The organism is Pseudomonas sp. GW821-FHT01A09 (genome assembly GCF_058986725.1).
Genome location: NZ_JBYSWB010000038.1, coordinates 13,505 through 33,452, shown reverse-complemented (window position 1 = coordinate 33,452; position 19,948 = coordinate 13,505). Strand labels below are relative to the sequence as shown.

Here is a 19,948-nt window from a genome sequence, read left to right as displayed (position 1 = left end):
CCCATGTGAGAGTAGGTCATCGTCAAGATTAAATTCCGAAACCCCCATCTGCGCAGGCAGGTGGGGGTTTTGTCTTTGTGGCTTGCATGGATCCAGACGCAAGCGGTGTGACAAAAGTGCTGTAACCGCACACTTTGTCTGCTGTTTTCTATGCAACCGTCATGTGCATGGCTATCATGCCTGCCTCATTGTGAGGCGAGATTGGCATGCTGACGTTGTTGAAACTCCTCAAGGATGGTCGATTCCATTCAGGGCAAGCACTAGGGGCAACCCTGGGGGTGAGTCGTAGCGCCATTTGGAAGCAGCTGCAGCAGCTGGAAACTGAATTCGGCGTGTCGATCCACAAGGTGCGCGGCCGCGGTTATCAACTCGCCGCCCCTCTGTTATTCCTTGATGCCGATGCTATCGTCGCGGCCACCACTGACGATCACTGGCCGGTGCATGTGCACGACAGCATCGACTCCACCAATGCCGAAGCCTTGCGGATGATCGAAGCAGGTGCGCATGCGCCTTTCCTGGTGACTGCCGAACGGCAGACGGCGGGACGAGGTCGGCGCGGCCGCAAATGGGTCAGCCCATTCGCCCAAAACCTCTATTACAGTCTGGTCCTGCGTATCGACGGCGGTATGCGGCAGATCGAGGGCTTGAGCCTGGTGGTCGGTCTCGCGGTCATGCATGCCTTGCGTGACTCAGGCGTCGCCACGGCGGGGCTCAAATGGCCTAACGACGTGCTGGTAGGGCGCCAGAAGATCGCGGGTATCCTTCTGGAGCTGGTGGGTGATCCTGCCGATGTCTGTCACGTGGTGATTGGTGTCGGTATAAACGTCAACATGCAGGCGAGTGACGAGGTTGATCAGCAATGGACTTCCATGCAGCTGCAGACGGGCAGGGCGGTCGATAGAAACGCCTTGGCGGCTTCACTCAACAACAATCTGCGGCCTCTGCTCGCGCGTCATCGCAGTGGTGGCTTCCATGCGCTCAAGGGGGAGTGGGAGCAATATCACTTGTGGCAGGGCAAGGCGGCGTCTTTGGTGGCGGGTAGTACGGTCATTGAGGGCACGGTGCTGGGGGTGGATGCGCAAGGCGCGCTACGCTTGAAAGTCGGCGACGAAGAAAAGACCTACAGCGGTGGCGAGCTAAGCCTGAGGTTGCGTGATGATTCTTGAGCTCGACTGCGGTAACAGCTTCATCAAGTGGCGTATCACTCGAGTGAGTGGCGCGCAGGTAGTGGCAGGTGGCGTCGTGGGTTCGGATCAGGACCTGCTTGACGCTGTAGCGGCTGTCGAGGGCGTTGCTCTGGCCTACTGCCGACTGGTCAGCGTGCGTACCGAGGAAGAGACCACCAAGCTGGTCGAGGCTATCGCTCGCAGTTTCGCGGTGCAGGCAGTATGCGCTCTGCCCGCCAAGGAGCTGGCAGGCGTTCATAACGGTTATGAAGAGTACCAGCGCCTGGGGCTCGATCGCTGGCTGGCGGTGCTGGGCGCGTTTCACCTGGCTCGGACTGCGTGTGTGGTCATTGACCTGGGGACGGCGGCAACCTCGGATTTTGTGACCGCTGACGGCAATCACTTGGGGGGGTTCATCTGCCCAGGGATGCCGTTGATGCGCGGCCAGCTGCGTACCCATACACGGCGTATTCGCTATGACGATCTGTCCGCCGAGAAGGCCGTAACCGAGATGTCGCCCGGGCGCAACACCGTCGAGGCTGTCGAGCGCGGATGTACGCTGATGCTGCGCGGCTTCGTGCTGACCCAGCTTGAACAGGCGCGCGCTTACCTGGGCGATGACTTCCGAGTCTTCCTGACAGGTGGTGATGCCGAGCTGGTGTGCGAAGTGGTCCCGGCAGCACAAGTGGTGCCTGACCTCGTGTTCATCGGCCTGGCCATGGCCTGTCCTTTGCCTTGAGGTGATTATGCGCTGGTTGTTCCTGCTGTTATTGGTGCTGAATGTTTTTTATGCCGGCTGGCATCAACAGGAGGCGCCTCAGCAGCCAATCGAGATCCAGGCGTTATCTCTGTACAAAGGCAATCAGCAGGATATTCGCCTGCTCAGCGAGACGCCTGGTGCGCAGCTACCGACCCAGGCGGCCGCTGCCCCTGTGCGAGATTGCCTGTACCTGGGGGGATACCCGCAGTTAGGGGCTCTCATGCCGTTGGAGCAACGTCTGGCGCAGCTGGGCGTGAAGGCGCAAGCGCATGTGATCGATGGCGATCAAGGCGGCGTACATTGGCTGCGAATCGACGCGCAAAGCCGGCGTTTGCTGGACGAAGCGGCTCTGGGTGGCCTCTCTCAGGAATTCAAAGATTTAAAACATCAAATAATGCCGTGCGAAGGCATTGCAACCGCCGAATAGTTTGCATAGAATGGCGCCCGCTTCACAGGGATAGCGTCTTGTACGAACCTTGTGAAAGCACTGTCAAAATCGCTAACCTCAAGATTTAATTGAGAAAAAGCTTGACAGGGTGGTGGCAAGAGTTGAAAATGCCGCCACGAAATAGGAGGGGTTCCCGAGCGGCCAAAGGGATCAGACTGTAAATCTGACGTCTACGACTTCGAAGGTTCGAATCCTTCTCCCTCCACCATTTTTAGCGAGAGCAGCAATCTCGCGGGTATAGTTTAGTGGTAGAACCTCAGCCTTCCAAGCTGATGATGCGGGTTCGATTCCCGCTACCCGCTCCATGTTTGCTGCTAATGCACAGTGTTTCGCTCTTGTAGCTCAGTTGGTAGAGCACACCCTTGGTAAGGGTGAGGTCAGCGGTTCAAATCCGCTCAAGAGCTCCATTTTACAAGGCGGATATGTGAATATCCGCCTTTGTTTTAATGGTTGGGTTGTCTCTGTAGCCGAGACGATCCCCGTTTCGAAGTTCGTGATGGCTGTCGATTCTGTCGGTGGTGGTTGGGCACGAAGGTTGTCGAAAGCAGTTGTAAAGCGTTCTTCGGGTCTGCATAATGGTCGGCCTGATTTTGTTTTAGGTCAGTAGCTCAATTGGCAGAGCGACGGTCTCCAAAACCGTAGGTTGGGGGTTCGATTCCCTCCTGACCTGCCAGATTCACTCAACGTGTCTGGCTTTCTTTTCACAGGATCCTCCTAGATGACTCCCAAGGCTGAAGCCCAAGACTCTCGCTTCGATCTGCTCAAGTGGCTTGTTGTGGTCGCTTTGGTGGTGGTAGGTGTTGTCGGAAATCAGTATTTCTCCGCATCGCCAATCCTGTATCGCGTTCTGGCTCTGATCGTCATTGCTGCTGTTGCTGCCTTCACGGCGTTGCAAACGGCCAAAGGCAAGTCGTTCTTTGTCCTGGCGAAGGAAGCGCGCGGCGAGATTCGTAAAGTCGTTTGGCCTACCCGCCAAGAGACTACGCAGACCACACTGATTGTAGTGGCGGTCGTTCTGGTCATGGCCTTGCTGCTGTGGGGGCTTGATTCCCTGCTCGGCTGGCTTGTTTCCCTGATTGTAGGCTAAGGGTGTCCCGTGGCTAAGCGTTGGTACGTTGTGCATGCTTACTCGGGTTACGAGAAGCATGTTATGCGCTCTTTGATCGAGCGTGTAAAGCTGGCTGGCATGGAAGACGGCTTTGGCGAAATTCTGGTCCCCACTGAAGAAGTGGTGGAGATGCGTAATGGCCAGAAGCGCAAAAGCGAGCGCAAGTTCTTCCCGGGTTACGTGCTGGTGCAGATGGACATGAACGAGGGTACTTGGCACTTGGTCAAGGATACACCTCGCGTGATGGGCTTCATTGGCGGTACCGCCGACAAGCCTGCGCCGATCACCGACAAGGAAGCAGAAGCTATCCTTCGTCGCGTTGCCGATGGCAGCGACAAGCCGAAGCCCAAGACGCTGTTCGAGCCGGGTGAAGTGGTGCGTGTTACCGATGGTCCGTTCGCTGATTTCAACGGCACCGTCGAAGAAGTTAACTACGAAAAGAGCCGGATCCAGGTGGCAGTGCTCATTTTCGGCCGCTCTACTCCGGTAGAGCTCGAGTTCAGTCAGGTCGAAAAGGTCTGATTGGAAACGGATCCCATACCCCGCAGGCGTAAGCTGCGGGGTTTTGTCGTCTTTGGGATAAAACGCAAGCAACTGGGGAGCCGCAAGGCGCCTGTACCCAATAGTGGAGTAGCTCATGGCTAAGAAAATCACGGCTTATATCAAGCTGCAAGTAAAGGCCGGCCAGGCCAACCCAAGCCCGCCCGTCGGCCCGGCTCTGGGTCAACATGGCGTGAACATCATGGAATTCTGCAAGGCCTTCAACGCCCGTACTTCGAGCCAAGAAGCCGGCCTGCCGACTCCAGTGATCATCACTGTCTACAGCGACCGTAGCTTCACCTTCGAAACCAAAAGCACCCCTGCTTCGGTTCTGTTGAAGAAAGCAGCTGGCCTGACCAGCGGTTCTGCACGTCCGAACACCGTTAAAGTTGGCACCGTGACCCGTGCTCAGCTGGAAGATATCGCCAACGCTAAAAAGGCTGATCTGACCGCTGCTGACCTGGAAGCTGCCGTGCGCACTATCGCTGGTTCTGCTCGCAGCATGGGCCTCAACGTGGAGGGTGTGTAATGGCTAAGTTGACCAAGCGCCAAAAAGCTATTGCTTCCAAAATCGAAGCTGGCAAGTTCTACAACTTCGAAGAGGCCGCCGGCCTGCTGGCTGAGCTGTCGACCGTCAAGTTCAGCGAGTCTTTCGACATCGCCGTGAACCTGGGCGTTGACCCACGTAAATCCGACCAGGTCGTTCGTAGCGCTACTGTGCTGCCACACGGTACTGGCAAGACTGTACGTGTTGCTGTCTTCACCCAAGGCCCGGCTGCTGAAGCGGCTCTGGCTGCCGGCGCCGATCGCGTTGGCATGGACGACCTGGCTGCCGAAATGAAAGGCGGCGACCTGAACTATGACGTCGTTATCGCCTCTCCGGACGCGATGCGTGTTGTAGGTCAGTTGGGTCAGATCCTCGGTCCACGTGGCCTGATGCCTAACCCTAAAGTCGGCACTGTGACCCCAGACGTCGCTACCGCGGTCAAGAACGCGAAGGCTGGTCAGGTTCGTTATCGCACCGACAAAAACGGCATCATCCACACTTCCGTTGGCAAAGTCGGTTTCGACGCCGTCAAGCTGAAGGAAAACGTTGAAGCCCTGATCGCTGATCTGAAGCGTATCAAGCCAGCTTCTTCGAAAGGTATCTACGTCAAGCGCGTTACCCTGAGCACCACCATGGGCCCAGGTCTGGTTATCGATCAGAGCTCGCTGACTGCGTAACACTGGTTGTCGGGGCAGGTAACTGCCCTGATGGCACGAAAGATTGGGGTCCCTGCCTGGCGGGGGCTATCCAAGACCGTAGGCGACGCAAGTCTTAAACCACAAGCCTACGCAGATGGTGCTCCCGGTTCCTTACCGAATCAGACACCAAAACGACATCCGGCTCAGGCCAGATGAAACGGTAACAAGCAGGAGTTTTACCCGTGGCAATTAAACTCGAAGACAAGAAGGCCATCGTCGCTGAAGTCAACGAGGCTGCCAAAGTCGCTCTGTCCGCTGTCGTGGCTGATGCCCGTGGCGTTACAGTAGGCGCAATGACCGGACTCCGTAAAGAGGCCCGTGAAGCTGGCGTATACGTACGTGTCGTACGTAACACCCTGCTCAAGCGCGCTGTTGCTGGCACTGAATTCAGTGTCCTCAACGACGTGTTCACTGGCCCTACCTTGATCGCTTTCTCCAACGAACATCCGGGCGCCGCTGCTCGTCTGTTCAAGGATTTCGCGAAAGGTCAGGACAAGTTCGAGATCAAGGCAGCTGCGTTTGATGGCAATTTCCTTGCCGCTAACCAGATCGACGTGTTGGCTACCCTGCCGACCCGCGACGAGGCCATTGCGAAGCTGATGAGCGTGATCCAAGGCGCTACCAGCAAGCTGGCTCGCACTCTGGCAGCCGTACGCGACCAGAAAGAAGCTGCAGCCGCCTAAGGCACTGCAAGCCCTTTCAAAATCATATGTTTAATTTGATGGCTGCGTAAGCTGTCACCCCAATACAGGATTCAAGTCATGTCTCTGACTAACGAACAAATCATCGAAGCAATCGGCCAGAAAACCGTTCTGGAAGTTGTCGAGCTGATCAAAGCAATGGAAGAAACCTTCGGCGTTACCGCTGCTGTTGCCGCTGCTGGCCCAGCTGCTGCTGCCGCTGTTGTTGAAGAGCAAACCGAATTCAACGTTAAACTGGTTGAGTCGGGCGACAAGAAAGTAAACGTCATCAAGGCTGTACGTGAAATCACCGGTCTGGGCCTGAAAGAAGCCAAGGCTGTCGTTGATGACCTGGGTATGGTCAAAGAAGGCGCTTCGAAAGAAGAAGCCGACAAGATCAAGGCCGCTCTGGAAGAAGCGGGCGCCAAAGTCGAAATCAAGTAATTTCGACCTTGCGTCTCCAGCCCGAGCGTCAAGCGAAAGGCTGATGGCTGGTGGCTCATGCCACCGGCCTTTTTCCGTTACTGCCAGCCGACTGGGTCGGTGTCAGTAGCGAGCTGTAGCCACCTCGAGGGGTGGGCAAACCATGGGGTTTGCAAGATTTTCTGGCTGCTCCGTCGGGAGGGGCCAAACAAGCAGGTGACCAAGCTGGGGAACGCTGATGGCTTACTCATACACTGAGAAAAAACGTATCCGCAAGGACTTTAGCAAGTTGCCGGACGTCATGGATGTGCCTTACCTCCTGGCCATCCAGCTGGATTCGTATCGTGAATTCTTGCAGGCGGGAGCGAACAAGGATCAGTTCCGCGACGTGGGCCTGCATGCGGCCTTCAAATCTGTTTTCCCGATCATCAGCTACTCCGGCAACGCTGCCTTGGAGTACGTTGGCTATCGTCTGGGCGAACCGGCTTTTGATGTCAAAGAATGTGTCCTGCGTGGCGTGACCTTTGCGGTCCCGTTGCGAGTAAAAGTGCGCCTGATCATTTTCGACAAAGAGTCGTCGAACAAAGCGATCAAGGACATCAAAGAGCAAGAAGTCTACATGGGCGAAATCCCATTGATGACTGAAAACGGTACCTTCGTAATCAACGGTACCGAGCGTGTGATCGTTTCCCAGCTGCACCGTTCCCCAGGTGTGTTCTTCGACCACGACCGTGGCAAGACGCACAGCTCGGGCAAGCTGCTGTACTCCGCTCGCATCATTCCTTACCGTGGCTCGTGGCTGGACTTCGAGTTCGATCCGAAAGACTGTGTATTCGTCCGGATCGACCGTCGTCGCAAACTGCCTGCCTCGGTGCTGCTGCGCGCGCTGGGTTACACCACTGAAGAAGTCCTGGACTCCTTCTACACCACCAACGTATTCCACGTAGAGGGCGAAACCCTCAACCTGGAGCTGGTGCCTCAGCGCCTGCGTGGTGAAATTGCCGCTCTGGATATCCTCGATGGCGCTGGCAAGGTCATCGTCGAGGCTGGCCGTCGTATCACGGCTCGCCACATCAATCAGATCGAAAAAGCCGGCGTCAAGCAGCTGCAAGTGCCTATCGACTACGTGCTTGGCCGTACCACTGCCAAGGCGATCGTGCACCCGGCTACCGGCGAAATCCTGGCTGAATGCAACACTGAACTGACCACCGACCTTCTGGCGAAGATCGTCAAGGGCCAGGTCGTGCGCATCGAAACGTTGTACACCAACGACATCGACTGCGGTCCGTTCATCTCCGATACCCTGAAGATCGACTCCACCAGCAACCAGCTGGAAGCCCTGGTCGAAATCTATCGGATGATGCGTCCTGGCGAGCCACCTACCAAGGATGCTGCCGAGACCCTGTTCAACAACCTGTTCTTCAGCCCTGAGCGCTACGATCTGTCCGCTGTGGGCCGCATGAAGTTCAACCGCCGTATCGGTCGTACCGAAATCGAAGGTTCGGGCGTGCTGAGCAAGGACGACATCGTTGCCGTCCTGAAGACCCTGGTCGACATCCGTAACGGCAAAGGCATCGTCGATGACATCGACCACCTCGGCAACCGTCGCGTACGTTGCGTCGGCGAGATGGCAGAGAACCAGTTCCGTGTTGGCCTGGTGCGCGTAGAGCGTGCGGTCAAGGAACGTCTGTCGATGGCTGAAAGCGAAGGCCTGATGCCTCAGGACCTGATCAACGCCAAGCCAGTCGCGGCCGCGGTCAAAGAGTTCTTCGGTTCCAGCCAGCTGTCGCAGTTCATGGACCAGAACAACCCGCTGTCCGAGATCACCCACAAGCGTCGTGTCTCCGCACTCGGCCCTGGTGGTCTGACCCGTGAGCGCGCAGGCTTCGAAGTTCGTGACGTACACCCGACGCACTACGGTCGTGTCTGCCCGATCGAAACGCCGGAAGGTCCGAACATCGGTCTGATCAACTCCCTGGCCGCCTATGCGCGCACCAACCAGTACGGTTTCCTCGAGAGCCCGTACCGTGTGGTGAAAGACGCTCTGGTCACCGACGAGATCGTGTTCCTGTCCGCCATCGAAGAGGCCGATCACGTGATCGCCCAGGCTTCGGCCACGATGAACGACAAGAAAGTCCTGATCGACGAGCTGGTTGCTGTTCGTCACTTGAACGAATTCACCGTCAAGGCGCCGGAAGACGTCACCCTGATGGACGTTTCGCCCAAGCAGGTAGTTTCGGTCGCGGCATCGCTGATCCCGTTCCTCGAGCACGACGACGCCAACCGTGCGTTGATGGGTTCGAACATGCAGCGTCAGGCTGTACCTACCCTGCGCGCCGACAAGCCGCTGGTCGGTACCGGCATGGAGCGTAACGTAGCCCGTGACTCCGGCGTTTGCGTCGTGGCTCGTCGTGGCGGCGTGATCGACTCGGTCGACGCCAGCCGTATCGTGGTGCGTGTCAACGATGACGAAGTCGAAACTGGCGAAGCCGGCGTCGACATCTACAACCTGACCAAGTACACCCGCTCCAACCAGAACACCTGCATCAACCAGCGTCCGCTGGTCAGCAAGGGTGACAAGGTAGAGCGCAGCGACATCATGGCCGACGGTCCGTCCACCGACATGGGTGAGCTGGCACTGGGTCAGAACATGCGCATCGCGTTCATGGCGTGGAACGGCTTCAACTTCGAAGACTCCATCTGCCTGTCCGAGCGTGTGGTTCAGGAAGACCGCTTCACCACGATCCACATCCAGGAACTGACCTGTGTGGCGCGTGATACCAAGCTGGGGCCAGAGGAAATCACTGCCGACATCCCGAACGTGGGTGAAGCGGCACTGAACAAGCTGGACGAAGCCGGTATCGTTTACGTAGGTGCCGAAGTCGGCGCCGGCGACATCCTGGTCGGCAAGGTCACTCCGAAAGGCGAGACCCAACTGACTCCGGAAGAAAAACTGCTGCGTGCGATCTTCGGCGAGAAGGCCAGCGACGTCAAAGACACCTCCCTGCGTGTGCCGACCGGCACCAAAGGTACCGTCATCGACGTACAGGTCTTCACCCGTGATGGCGTCGAGCGTGATGCCCGTGCCCTCTCGATCGAAAAGTCGCAGTTGGACGAAATCCGCAAAGACCTCAACGAAGAGTTCCGCATCGTTGAAGGCGCGACCTTCGAACGTCTGCGTTCCGCTTTGGTCGGCCAGATCGTCGAAGGTGGTGCCGGCCTGAAGAAAGGTCTGGAAATCACCCACGAAGTTCTCGACGGTCTCGAGCACGGCCAGTGGTTCAAACTGCGCATGGCCGAAGACGCGCTGAACGAGCAACTCGAGAAGGCTCAGGCTTACATCGTTGATCGTCGCCGTCTGCTGGACGACAAGTTCGAAGACAAGAAGCGCAAGCTGCAACAGGGCGATGACCTGGCGCCGGGCGTGCTGAAGATCGTCAAGGTCTACCTTGCCATTCGTCGCCGCATCCAGCCGGGCGACAAGATGGCCGGTCGTCACGGTAACAAAGGTGTAGTCTCGGTGATCATGCCGGTAGAAGACATGCCGCACGACGAATACGGTACTCCCGTCGACGTCGTCTTGAACCCGTTGGGCGTACCTTCGCGTATGAACGTCGGTCAGATCCTTGAAACCCACCTGGGCCTCGCGGCCAAGGGCCTGGGCGAGAAGATCAACCGCATGCTCGAAGAGCAGCGCAAAGTGATCGAGCTGCGCAAGTTCCTCACCGAGATCTACAACGAGATCGGTGGCCGTCAGGAAAACCTGGAAAGCTTCAGCGACCAGGAAATTCTCGACCTGGCGAAGAACCTGCGTGCCGGTGTACCAATGGCCACTCCGGTGTTCGATGGTGCCAAGGAAAGCGAAATCAAGGCCATGCTGAAACTGGCGGACCTGCCAGAAAGCGGCCAGATGCAGCTGTTCGACGGCCGTACCGGCAACAAGTTTGAGCGTCATGTCACCGTTGGCTACATGTACATGCTGAAACTGAACCACTTGGTGGACGACAAGATGCACGCGCGTTCCACTGGTTCGTACAGCCTGGTTACCCAGCAGCCGCTGGGTGGTAAGGCTCAGTTCGGTGGTCAGCGTTTCGGGGAGATGGAGGTCTGGGCACTGGAAGCATACGGCGCCGCCTACACTCTGCAGGAAATGCTCACAGTGAAGTCGGACGATGTGAACGGTCGGACCAAGATGTACAAAAACATCGTGGACGGCGATCACCGTATGGAGCCGGGCATGCCCGAGTCCTTCAACGTGTTGATCAAAGAGATTCGTTCTCTCGGTATCGATATCGATCTGGAAACCGAATAACACGCGACGCGAATCGAGAGCGGTGCTGAATCATCAGCCCGCGCTCTGCTCCGCCAGGAGGAAAGGCCTTGAAAGACCTACTGAATTTGCTGAAAAACCAGGGTCAAGTCGAAGAGTTCGATGCTATCCGTATCGGGTTGGCATCGCCTGAGATGATCCGTTCGTGGTCGTTCGGTGAAGTTAAAAAGCCGGAAACCATCAACTACCGTACGTTCAAACCTGAGCGTGACGGCCTGTTCTGCGCCAAGATCTTTGGCCCAGTCAAGGACTACGAGTGCCTGTGCGGCAAGTACAAGCGCCTCAAGCACCGTGGCGTGATCTGCGAAAAGTGCGGCGTTGAAGTTGCACTGGCCAAGGTCCGTCGCGAGCGCATGGCTCACATCGAGCTGGCCTCGCCGGTCGCTCACATCTGGTTCCTGAAATCGCTGCCGTCCCGTATCGGCCTGCTGATGGACATGACCCTGCGTGATATCGAACGCGTTCTCTACTTCGAGAGCTATGTCGTTATCGACCCGGGCATGACCACCCTTGAAAAAGGCCAGTTGCTGAACGACGAGCAGTACTTCGAAGCCCTCGAAGAGTTCGGTGACGACTTCGACGCCCGCATGGGTGCCGAGGCTGTCCGCGAGCTGCTGCACGCTATCGACCTGGAACACGAGATTGGCCGTCTGCGCGAAGAAATTCCGCAAACCAACTCCGAAACCAAGATCAAGAAGCTGTCCAAGCGTCTGAAGTTGATGGAAGCCTTCCAGGGTTCCGGCAACCTGCCAGAGTGGATGGTGTTGACCGTTCTGCCGGTTCTGCCGCCAGATCTGCGTCCACTGGTCCCGCTGGATGGCGGTCGTTTCGCCACTTCCGACCTCAACGATCTGTATCGTCGAGTGATCAACCGTAACAACCGTCTGAAGCGTCTGCTGGACCTCTCGGCTCCTGACATCATCGTGCGCAACGAAAAGCGCATGCTGCAGGAAGCCGTCGATGCCTTGCTCGACAACGGTCGTCGCGGTCGTGCCATTACGGGTTCGAACAAGCGTCCTCTGAAATCCCTGGCCGACATGATCAAGGGTAAGCAGGGTCGTTTCCGTCAGAACTTGCTCGGCAAGCGCGTTGACTACTCGGGTCGTTCGGTAATTACCGTAGGCCCGACCCTGCGCCTGCATCAGTGCGGTCTTCCGAAGAAGATGGCGCTCGAGCTGTTCAAGCCGTTCATCTTCGGCAAGCTGGAAGTGCGTGGCCTGGCCACCACCATCAAAGCCGCCAAGAAGATGGTCGAGCGCGAGCTGCCGGAAGTATGGGACGTTCTCGCCGAAGTGATTCGCGAACACCCCGTATTGCTCAACCGTGCACCGACCCTTCACCGTCTGGGTATTCAGGCGTTTGAACCGGTACTGATCGAAGGCAAGGCTATCCAGCTGCACCCTCTGGTCTGTGCTGCGTACAACGCCGACTTCGACGGCGACCAGATGGCGGTCCACGTACCGCTGACCCTGGAAGCCCAGCTCGAAGCCCGTGCGCTGATGATGTCGACCAACAACATCCTGTCGCCCGCCAACGGTGAGCCGATCATCGTTCCGTCGCAGGACGTTGTACTGGGTCTGTACTACATGACCCGTGAAGCGATCAACGCCAAGGGCGAAGGCCGCGTGTTTGCAGATCTGCAGGAAGTCGACCGCGTATTCCGCGCCGGCGAAGCAGCGCTGCACGCCAAGATCAAGGTCCGTATCAACGAGACGGTCAACGACCGTGACGGCGGCAGCGTGAGCGGTACTCGTATCGTCGACACCACCGTCGGCCGTGCGTTGCTGTTCCAGGTCGTGCCGAAAGGTCTGTCCTTCGACGTCGTCAACTTGCCGATGAAGAAAAAGGCGATCTCCAAGCTGATCAACCAGTGCTACCGCGTGGTCGGTCTGAAAGAGACCGTCATCTTCGCTGACCAGTTGATGTACACCGGTTTCGCCTACTCGACGATTTCGGGTGTTTCCATCGGCGTTAACGACTTCGTTATCCCGGATGAGAAGGCTCGTATCATCGGTGCCGCGACCGACGAAGTGAAAGAGATCGAAAGCCAGTACGCATCGGGCCTGGTTACCCAGGGCGAGAAGTACAACAAGGTGATCGACCTTTGGTCCAAGGCCAACGACGAAGTGTCCAAGGCGATGATGTCGAACCTCTCGAAAGAGAAGGTCATCGACCGCCATGGCAACGAAGTTGACCAGGAATCCTTCAACTCGATGTACATGATGGCTGACTCCGGTGCTCGGGGTTCGGCAGCTCAGATTCGTCAGTTGGCTGGTATGCGTGGTCTGATGGCCAAGCCGGACGGCTCGATCATCGAGACGCCGATCACCGCGAACTTCCGTGAAGGTCTGAGCGTACTGCAGTACTTCATCTCGACTCACGGTGCTCGTAAGGGTCTTGCGGATACCGCGTTGAAAACCGCTAACTCCGGTTACCTGACTCGCCGTCTGGTAGACGTCGCACAGGACTTGGTCGTGACCGAGATCGACTGCGGCACCGAGCACGGCCTGCTGATGACGCCGCACATTGAAGGCGGTGACGTTGTAGAGCCGCTGGGTGAGCGTGTACTGGGTCGTGTGATCGCCCGTGACGTGTTCAAGCCGGGTACCGATGATGTCATCGTTCCTGCTGGCACTCTGGTCGACGAGAAGTGGGTTGAATTCATCGAGCTGAACAGCATCGACGAAGTCATCGTGCGCTCGCCAATCAGCTGCGAAACCCGTTACGGCATCTGCGCCAAGTGCTACGGCCGTGATCTGGCTCGTGGTCACCAGGTGAACATTGGTGAAGCGGTCGGCGTTATCGCTGCCCAGTCCATCGGTGAGCCGGGTACCCAGCTGACCATGCGTACGTTCCACATCGGTGGTGCGGCAAGCCGGACCTCCGCAGCTGACAGTGTTCAGGTGAAGAATGGCGGTACCGTCCGTCTGCACAACCTGAAGCATGTAGAGCGTCTGGATGGCAACCTGGTTGCCGTGTCGCGTTCCGGTGAGTTGGCGATTGCCGACGAGTTCGGTCGTGAGCGCGAGCGCTACAAGCTGCCGTACGGTGCCGTGATTTCGGTGAAGGAAGGCGACAAGGTCGACGCTGGCGCAATCGTGGCCAAGTGGGATCCGCACACTCACCCGATCGTCACCGAGATGAAAGGTACCGTGACCTACGTGGGCATGGAAGAAGGCATCACGATCAAGCGTCAAACAGACGAACTGACCGGCCTGACCAACATCGAAGTACTCGACGCCAAAGACCGTCCGGCTGCCGGCAAGGAAATTCGCCCAGCGGTCAAGATGGTTGGTGTGGACGGCAAGGATCTGCTGCTGCCAGGTACCGACGTACCGGCTCAGTACTTCCTGCCAGCCAACGCCCTGGTCGGCGTGGCGGATGGTGTGCAAGTGGGTGTGGGTGACGTTATCGCCCGTATTCCGCAGGAAACTTCGAAAACCCGCGACATCACCGGTGGTCTGCCGCGTGTTGCCGACTTGTTCGAAGCGCGTCGTCCGAAGGAAGCTTCGATTCTGGCTGAAGTCAGCGGCACCATCGCGTTCGGTAAAGAGACCAAGGGCAAGCGCCGTCTGGTCATTACCCCGAACGACGGTACCGATCCGTATGAAGAGCTGATTCCGAAGTGGCGTCACCTGAACGTCTTCGAAGGCGAACAAGTGAACCGCGGCGAGGTCATTTCCGACGGTCCTAGCGATCCGCACGACATTCTGCGTCTGCTGGGTGTGAGCGCGCTCGCCAAGTACATCGTCAACGAGATCCAGGACGTTTACCGTCTGCAGGGCGTGAAGATCAACGACAAGCACATCGAGACCATCCTGCGTCAGATGCTGCGTAAAGTTGAGATCTCCGAGTCCGGCGACTCTTCGTTCATCAAGGGCGACCAGATGGAACTCACCCATGTACTGGGCGAGAACGAGCGTCTGGCCGGCGACGAGAAATTCGTCTCCAAGTACACTCGTGTGCTGCTCGGTATCACCAAGGCGTCGTTGTCGACCGAATCGTTCATCTCGGCGGCCTCCTTCCAGGAGACCACTCGCGTACTGACGGAAGCGGCTGTCACCGGCAAGCGCGATTACCTGCGCGGCCTGAAAGAAAACGTGGTCGTGGGTCGTTTGATCCCGGCGGGTACCGGCCTGGCGTACCACAGCGAGCGCAAGCGTCGCCGTGAAGCCGACAAGCCGTTGCGCGTAAGCGCCAGTGAAGTGGAAGCTGCACTGACCGAAGCGCTGAACTCTAGCGGTAACTGAGTCGGCGGTAGTACAAGCACGGCCCTGGTGGCCTCGATCGGCAGGTACTGACAAACTTTGTTGGTATTTGTCGAGCGAGGAGACCGGGGCCTTGCCTTGACTGGGGACAAGATCCTCTTTAGACTCTTGTACCCCTAAATCTGGCGGGACGTGTGTCCTGCCATTTTGCTTTTCTTGTAAGACAATAGCGTCGCAAGACAACAGTGGAGCTAGTAGATGGCAACTATCAACCAGCTGGTACGTCAGCCGCGTAAGCGTATCGTCGAGAAATCCGACGTACCTGCGCTGCAGAACTGCCCGCAACGTCGTGGCGTGTGCACCCGTGTGTACACCACCACGCCGAAAAAACCTAACTCGGCACTGCGTAAAGTATGCCGTGTGCGCCTGACCAACGGTTTCGAGGTTTCCTCGTACATCGGCGGTGAAGGCCACAACCTGCAAGAGCACAGCGTCGTACTGATCCGTGGCGGTCGTGTAAAAGACTTGCCAGGTGTTCGTTACCACACCGTTCGCGGCTCGCTGGATACTTCGGGCGTCAAAGGCCGTAACCAGGGTCGTTCGAAGTACGGTACCAAGCGTCCGAAGTAATTCGCCGCTTGTTGCACTAAACGATTTTTATTTTTTCTGAGTCGATAAGAGTAAGGTCGGGCGTGACCCCATTGGGGCAGGTTCCCGAGCTAACCTGAAGACCGTTTGAGGGCTTATCCATGCCAAGAAGACGCGTAGCAGCCAAGCGCGAAGTGCTTGACGATCCAAAATACGGAAGCCAGATCCTGGCCAAGTTCATGAACCACGTGATGGAAAGCGGCAAGAAAGCCGTTGCCGAGCGTATCGTTTATGGCGCGCTGGAAAAGGTTAAAGAACGCAAGAACAGCGATCCCCTGGAAATCTTCGAGAAAGCTCTCGACGCCATCGCTCCGCTGGTCGAAGTGAAGTCGCGCCGTGTAGGCGGTGCTACTTACCAGGTTCCGGTCGAAGTTCGTCCGTCCCGTCGTAACGCTCTGGCAATGCGCTGGTTGGTAGACTTCGCGCGCAAGCGTGGTGAAAAGTCTATGGCTCTGCGTTTGGCTGGCGAACTGTTGGACGCTGCTGAAGGCAAAGGTGCTGCAGTTAAGAAGCGTGAAGACGTTCACCGTATGGCTGAAGCCAACAAAGCGTTCTCGCACTACCGCTTCTAAATCCGGCGTCACTTACTTTGCGAGGGCTTTATGGCTCGTACAACTGATATCAATCGCTACCGTAACATCGGTATCGTCGCTCACGTGGATGCGGGTAAAACCACTACCACCGAGCGCGTCCTGTTTTACACGGGCGTAAACCACAAAATGGGCGAGGTGCATGATGGCGCCGCGACCATGGACTGGATGGTGCAGGAGCAGGAGCGGGGTATTACCATTACCTCCGCTGCTACTACCGCGTTCTGGGAAGGCTCGAACAAGCAGTTCCCTAAGCACCGCTTCAACATCATCGATACCCCGGGTCACGTTGACTTCACCATCGAAGTAGAGCGCTCGCTGCGCGTACTCGACGGCGCCGTCGTTGTGTTCTGCGGTACTTCGGGTGTTGAGCCGCAGTCCGAAACCGTATGGCGTCAAGCCAACAAGTACGGTGTTCCACGTCTCGTTTACGTGAACAAGATGGACCGTGCCGGTGCCAACTTCCTGCGCGTGATCGGTCAGATCAAGCAGCGTCTGGGTCACACTCCTGTGCCTATCCAGCTCGCTATCGGTTCGGAAGACAACTTCCAGGGCCAGATCGACCTGATCTCCATGGAAGCCGTCTACTGGGACGACGCTGACAAGGGCATGAAAGCTCGCCGTGAAGCTATCCCTGCAGAACTGCAGGAACTGGCTGAAGAGTGGCGCAGCAACATGGTCGAAGCAGCTGCTGAAGCCACTGAAGAGCTGATGAACAAGTACCTCGAAGGTGAAGAGCTCACCGTCGAAGAGATCAAAGCCGCTCTGCGTCAGCGTACTATCGCTGGTGAGATCGTTCTGGCCGTCTGTGGTTCTTCGTTCAAGAACAAGGGTGTTCCCCTGGTTCTCGACGCCGTTATCGACTACCTGCCTGCGCCGGTCGACATTCCTGCCATCAAGGGTTCCGACCCGGATGACGAGAACATCGCCATGGAGCGTCATGCAGACGACAACGAGCCGTTCTCGGCTTTGGCGTTCAAGATCGCTACCGACCCATTCGTGGGTACTTTGACCTTCGCTCGCGTTTACTCGGGCGTGTTGAACTCCGGCGACGGCGTGATCAACTCGGTCAAAGGCAAGAAAGAGCGTGTGGGTCGTATGGTGCAAATGCACGCAAACACCCGTGAAGAGATCAAGGAAGTACGCGCTGGCGACATCGCGGCCCTGATCGGCATGAAGGACGTCACCACTGGTGATACCCTCTGTGACGCTCAAAAGCCAATCATCCTGGTTCGCATGGACTTCCCGGAGCCGGTTATTTCGGTTGCCGTTGAGCCAAAAACCAAGGATGACCAGGAAAAAATGGGTATCGCACTGGGCAAGCTCGCTCAGGAAGACCCTTCTTTCCGCGTCAAGACTGATGAAGAGACTGGTCAAACGATCATCTCCGGCATGGGCGAATTGCACCTGGACATCCTGGTTGATCGGATGCGCCGTGAGTTCAACGTCGAAGCCAACATCGGTAAACCACAAGTTTCCTATCGTGAGAAAATCACGAAGGCTTGTGAGATCGAAGGCAAGTTCGTTCGCCAGTCCGGCGGTCGTGGTCAGTTCGGCCACTGCTGGATCCGTTTTGCCCCTGCTGATGAAGGTCAGGAAGGTCTGCAATTCGTGAACGAAGTGGTTGGTGGTGTGGTTCCGAAGGAATACATCCCAGCGATCCAGAAGGGTATCGAAGAGCAGATGAAGAACGGCGTCGTTGCCGGCTATCCGCTGATCGGCCTGAAGGCGACCGTTTTCGATGGTTCTTACCACGACGTCGACTCCAACGAGATGGCGTTCAAGGTGGCAGCCTCCATGGCGACCAAGCAACTGGCCTCCAAAGGCGGTGGCGTGGTGCTTGAGCCAATCATGAAGGTTGAAGTTGTAACACCTGAGGATTACATGGGTGACGTGATGGGTGACCTGAACCGTCGTCGTGGTCTGATCCAGGGTATGGAAGATACTGTCTCCGGCAAGGTTATCCGTGCCGAAGTACCGTTGGGTGAAATGTTCGGTTATGCGACCGACGTTCGTTCCATGTCCCAGGGTCGCGCGAGCTACTCTATGGAATTCTCCAAATACTCCGAGGCTCCGTCGAACGTCGTCGAAGCTATCGTTAAAAAACAAGGCTGATATCAGCCCCTTTAGGCTAGGAGTTAATTGTCGTGGCTAAAGAAAAATTTGATCGTTCCCTTCCGCACGTCAACGTTGGCACCATCGGTCACGTTGACCACGGTAAAACCACTCTGACCGCTGCTCTGACTCGCGTCTGCTCCGAAGTTTTCGGTTCGGCTCGTGTTGACTTCGACAAGATCGACAGCGCACCAGAAGAAAAAGCTCGCGGTATCACCATCAACACCGCGCACGTTGAATACAACTCGCTGATCCGTCACTACGCTCACGTTGACTGCCCAGGTCACGCTGACTACGTGAAAAACATGATCACCGGTGCTGCTCAGATGGACGGCGCTATCCTGGTTTGCTCGGCCGCTGATGGTCCGATGCCACAAACCCGCGAGCACATCCTGCTGTCCCGTCAGGTAGGCGTTCCGTACATCGTGGTCTTCCTGAACAAGGCTGACCTGGTAGACGACGCTGAGCTGCTGGAACTGGTCGAGATGGAAGTTCGTGACCTGCTGTCCACCTACGACTTCCCAGGCGACGACACTCCGATCATCATCGGTTCTGCTCGTATGGCTCTGGACGGTCTGGACGAAAACGAAATGGGCACCACTGCCGTTCGTAAACTGGTCGAGACTCTGGACAGCTACATCCCAGATCCAGTTCGCGTAATCGACAAGCCATTCCTGATGCCAATCGAAGACGTATTCTCGATCTCCGGTCGCGGTACTGTTGTTACCGGTCGTATCGAGCGCGGCATCGTCAAGGTTCAAGATCCACTGGAAATCGTTGGTCTGCGTGACACCACCGTCACCACCTGCACCGGTGTTGAAATGTTCCGTAAACTGCTCGACGAAGGTCGTGCTGGCGAGAACTGCGGCGTGCTGCTGCGCGGCACCAAGCGTGACGACGTTGAGCGTGGCCAGGTTCTGGTCAAGCCAGGTTCGGTCAAGCCGCACACTACCTTCGAAGCTGAAGTGTACGTGTTGAGCAAAGAAGAAGGCGGTCGTCACACTCCGTTCTTCAAAGGCTACCGTCCACAGTTCTACTTCCGGACCACTGACGTGACCGGTAACTGCGAACTGCCGGAAGGCGTTGAAATGGTAATGCCAGGCGACAACATCAAAATGGTTGTCACCCTGATCAAGACCATCGCAATGGAAGACGGTCTGCGTTTCGCTATCCGTGAAGGCGGTCGTACCGTCGGCGCTGGCGTCGTAGCCAAAATCATCGCTTAATTCGCGAAGATTTGAGAAAGCCCCCGCTTAGCGGGGGCTTTTTTATTGAGTTGACACCAGGGTGAGGCGTCTATAAAATCACGCCTCCTTTTAACGGGCGTCTTGCGCCCGCGGGGAAAGCAGCCGGAGTCTGAAATCCAATGCAAAATCAGCAAATCCGTATCAGGTTGAAGGCTTTTGACCATCGCCTGATCGACCAATCCACCCAGGAAATCGTGGAAACCGCGAAACGTACTGGTGCTCAAGTGCGTGGTCCAATTCCACTCCCTACCCGCAAAGAGCGGTTCACCGTTCTGGTCTCCCCGCACGTCAACAAAGACGCGCGTGACCAGTACGAGATCCGTACTCATAAGCGCGTTCTGGACATCGTCCAGCCAACGGACAAAACCGTTGACGCGTTGATGAAGCTTGATCTTGCGGCTGGTGTAGAAGTGCAGATCAGCCTCGGCTAAGACTTGGGT

16 protein-coding genes and 4 tRNA genes are annotated in these 19,948 nt (G+C 57.0%); all 20 read left to right on the top strand.

The genetic code is table 11. The features are described 5' to 3' along the window. Window positions 1-206 precede the first annotated feature (206 nt). The 20 genes from birA (at window position 207) to rpsJ (ending at window position 19,939) form a co-directional block, all read left to right on the top strand. On the top strand, window positions 207-1,166 hold the full coding sequence (birA, locus tag AC3WJP_RS26985) for a bifunctional biotin--[acetyl-CoA-carboxylase] ligase/biotin operon repressor BirA (RefSeq protein WP_493724207.1): 960 nt from the start codon (window positions 207-209) through the stop codon (window positions 1,164-1,166). Continuing rightward, a complete protein-coding gene (locus tag AC3WJP_RS26980; RefSeq protein ID WP_493724206.1) occupies window positions 1,156-1,905 on the top strand; it encodes a pantothenate kinase in 750 nt (249 codons plus the stop codon). The genes birA and AC3WJP_RS26980 overlap by 11 nt, the downstream gene beginning before the upstream one ends. A gap of 7 nt (window positions 1,906-1,912) precedes the next feature. Continuing rightward, window positions 1,913-2,353, top strand: a complete 441-nt coding sequence (locus AC3WJP_RS26975) for a hypothetical protein (protein ID WP_493724205.1) — start codon at window positions 1,913-1,915, stop codon at window positions 2,351-2,353. Window positions 2,354-2,497: 144 nt separating this feature from the next. Next, window positions 2,498-2,582: transfer RNA gene (locus AC3WJP_RS26970), tRNA-Tyr, on the top strand. Window positions 2,583-2,605: 23 nt separating this feature from the next. Further along, window positions 2,606-2,679, top strand: a tRNA-Gly gene (locus AC3WJP_RS26965). Between the two features lie 26 nt (window positions 2,680-2,705). Continuing rightward, window positions 2,706-2,781 (top strand) — tRNA-Thr (locus AC3WJP_RS26960). A 190-nt stretch (window positions 2,782-2,971) separates the two neighbouring features. Beyond that, window positions 2,972-3,047, top strand: a tRNA-Trp gene (locus AC3WJP_RS26955). Window positions 3,048-3,092: 45 nt separating this feature from the next. Next, window positions 3,093-3,461, top strand: a complete 369-nt coding sequence (secE, locus tag AC3WJP_RS26950; protein ID WP_226507487.1) for a preprotein translocase subunit SecE — start codon at window positions 3,093-3,095, stop codon at window positions 3,459-3,461. Between the two features lie 9 nt (window positions 3,462-3,470). Beyond that, window positions 3,471-4,004 carry a transcription termination/antitermination protein NusG gene (gene nusG, locus AC3WJP_RS26945; protein ID WP_010443972.1) on the top strand — a complete coding sequence of 178 codons (534 nt, stop codon included), beginning with the start codon at window positions 3,471-3,473 and terminating at the stop codon, window positions 4,002-4,004. Between the two features lie 115 nt (window positions 4,005-4,119). Beyond that, the gene (gene rplK / locus AC3WJP_RS26940; protein WP_493724204.1) at window positions 4,120-4,551 is read left to right on the top strand and encodes a 50S ribosomal protein L11; all 432 of its coding nucleotides are present in this window, start codon (window positions 4,120-4,122) and stop codon (window positions 4,549-4,551) included. After that, the gene (gene rplA / locus AC3WJP_RS26935) at window positions 4,551-5,246 is read left to right on the top strand and encodes a 50S ribosomal protein L1 (protein ID WP_226507485.1); all 696 of its coding nucleotides are present in this window, start codon (window positions 4,551-4,553) and stop codon (window positions 5,244-5,246) included. The genes rplK and rplA overlap by 1 nt, the downstream gene beginning before the upstream one ends. Window positions 5,247-5,449: 203 nt before the next feature. Next, on the top strand, window positions 5,450-5,950 hold the full coding sequence (rplJ, locus tag AC3WJP_RS26930) for a 50S ribosomal protein L10 (RefSeq protein ID WP_493724203.1): 501 nt from the start codon (window positions 5,450-5,452) through the stop codon (window positions 5,948-5,950). Between the two features lie 78 nt (window positions 5,951-6,028). Next, window positions 6,029-6,391: a 50S ribosomal protein L7/L12 gene (gene rplL, locus AC3WJP_RS26925; RefSeq protein ID WP_493724202.1), complete on the top strand. Its 363-nt coding sequence runs from the start codon at window positions 6,029-6,031 to the stop codon at window positions 6,389-6,391. A gap of 217 nt (window positions 6,392-6,608) precedes the next feature. Then, on the top strand, window positions 6,609-10,682 hold the full coding sequence (rpoB, locus tag AC3WJP_RS26920) for a DNA-directed RNA polymerase subunit beta (protein WP_493724201.1): 4,074 nt from the start codon (window positions 6,609-6,611) through the stop codon (window positions 10,680-10,682). 68 nt (window positions 10,683-10,750) lie between these two features. Continuing rightward, complete coding sequence (gene rpoC, locus AC3WJP_RS26915; RefSeq protein ID WP_493724200.1) at window positions 10,751-14,950, top strand: DNA-directed RNA polymerase subunit beta'; 4,200 nt, start codon at window positions 10,751-10,753, stop codon at window positions 14,948-14,950. 216 nt (window positions 14,951-15,166) lie between these two features. Beyond that, entirely contained in the window at window positions 15,167-15,538 is a 372-nt protein-coding gene (gene rpsL, locus AC3WJP_RS26910; RefSeq protein WP_003186084.1) for a 30S ribosomal protein S12, read from the top strand. Window positions 15,539-15,657: 119 nt separating this feature from the next. Continuing rightward, entirely contained in the window at window positions 15,658-16,128 is a 471-nt protein-coding gene (rpsG, locus tag AC3WJP_RS26905) for a 30S ribosomal protein S7 (protein ID WP_002555493.1), read from the top strand. Window positions 16,129-16,158: 30 nt separating this feature from the next. Then, the gene (gene fusA / locus AC3WJP_RS26900) at window positions 16,159-18,261 is read left to right on the top strand and encodes an elongation factor G (RefSeq protein ID WP_493724199.1); all 2,103 of its coding nucleotides are present in this window, start codon (window positions 16,159-16,161) and stop codon (window positions 18,259-18,261) included. 32 nt (window positions 18,262-18,293) lie between these two features. Continuing rightward, a complete protein-coding gene (tuf, locus tag AC3WJP_RS26895; RefSeq protein ID WP_493724198.1) occupies window positions 18,294-19,487 on the top strand; it encodes an elongation factor Tu in 1,194 nt (397 codons plus the stop codon). Window positions 19,488-19,627: 140 nt separating this feature from the next. Next, complete coding sequence (gene rpsJ, locus AC3WJP_RS26890; protein ID WP_003186070.1) at window positions 19,628-19,939, top strand: 30S ribosomal protein S10; 312 nt, start codon at window positions 19,628-19,630, stop codon at window positions 19,937-19,939. Window positions 19,940-19,948 lie beyond the last annotated feature (9 nt).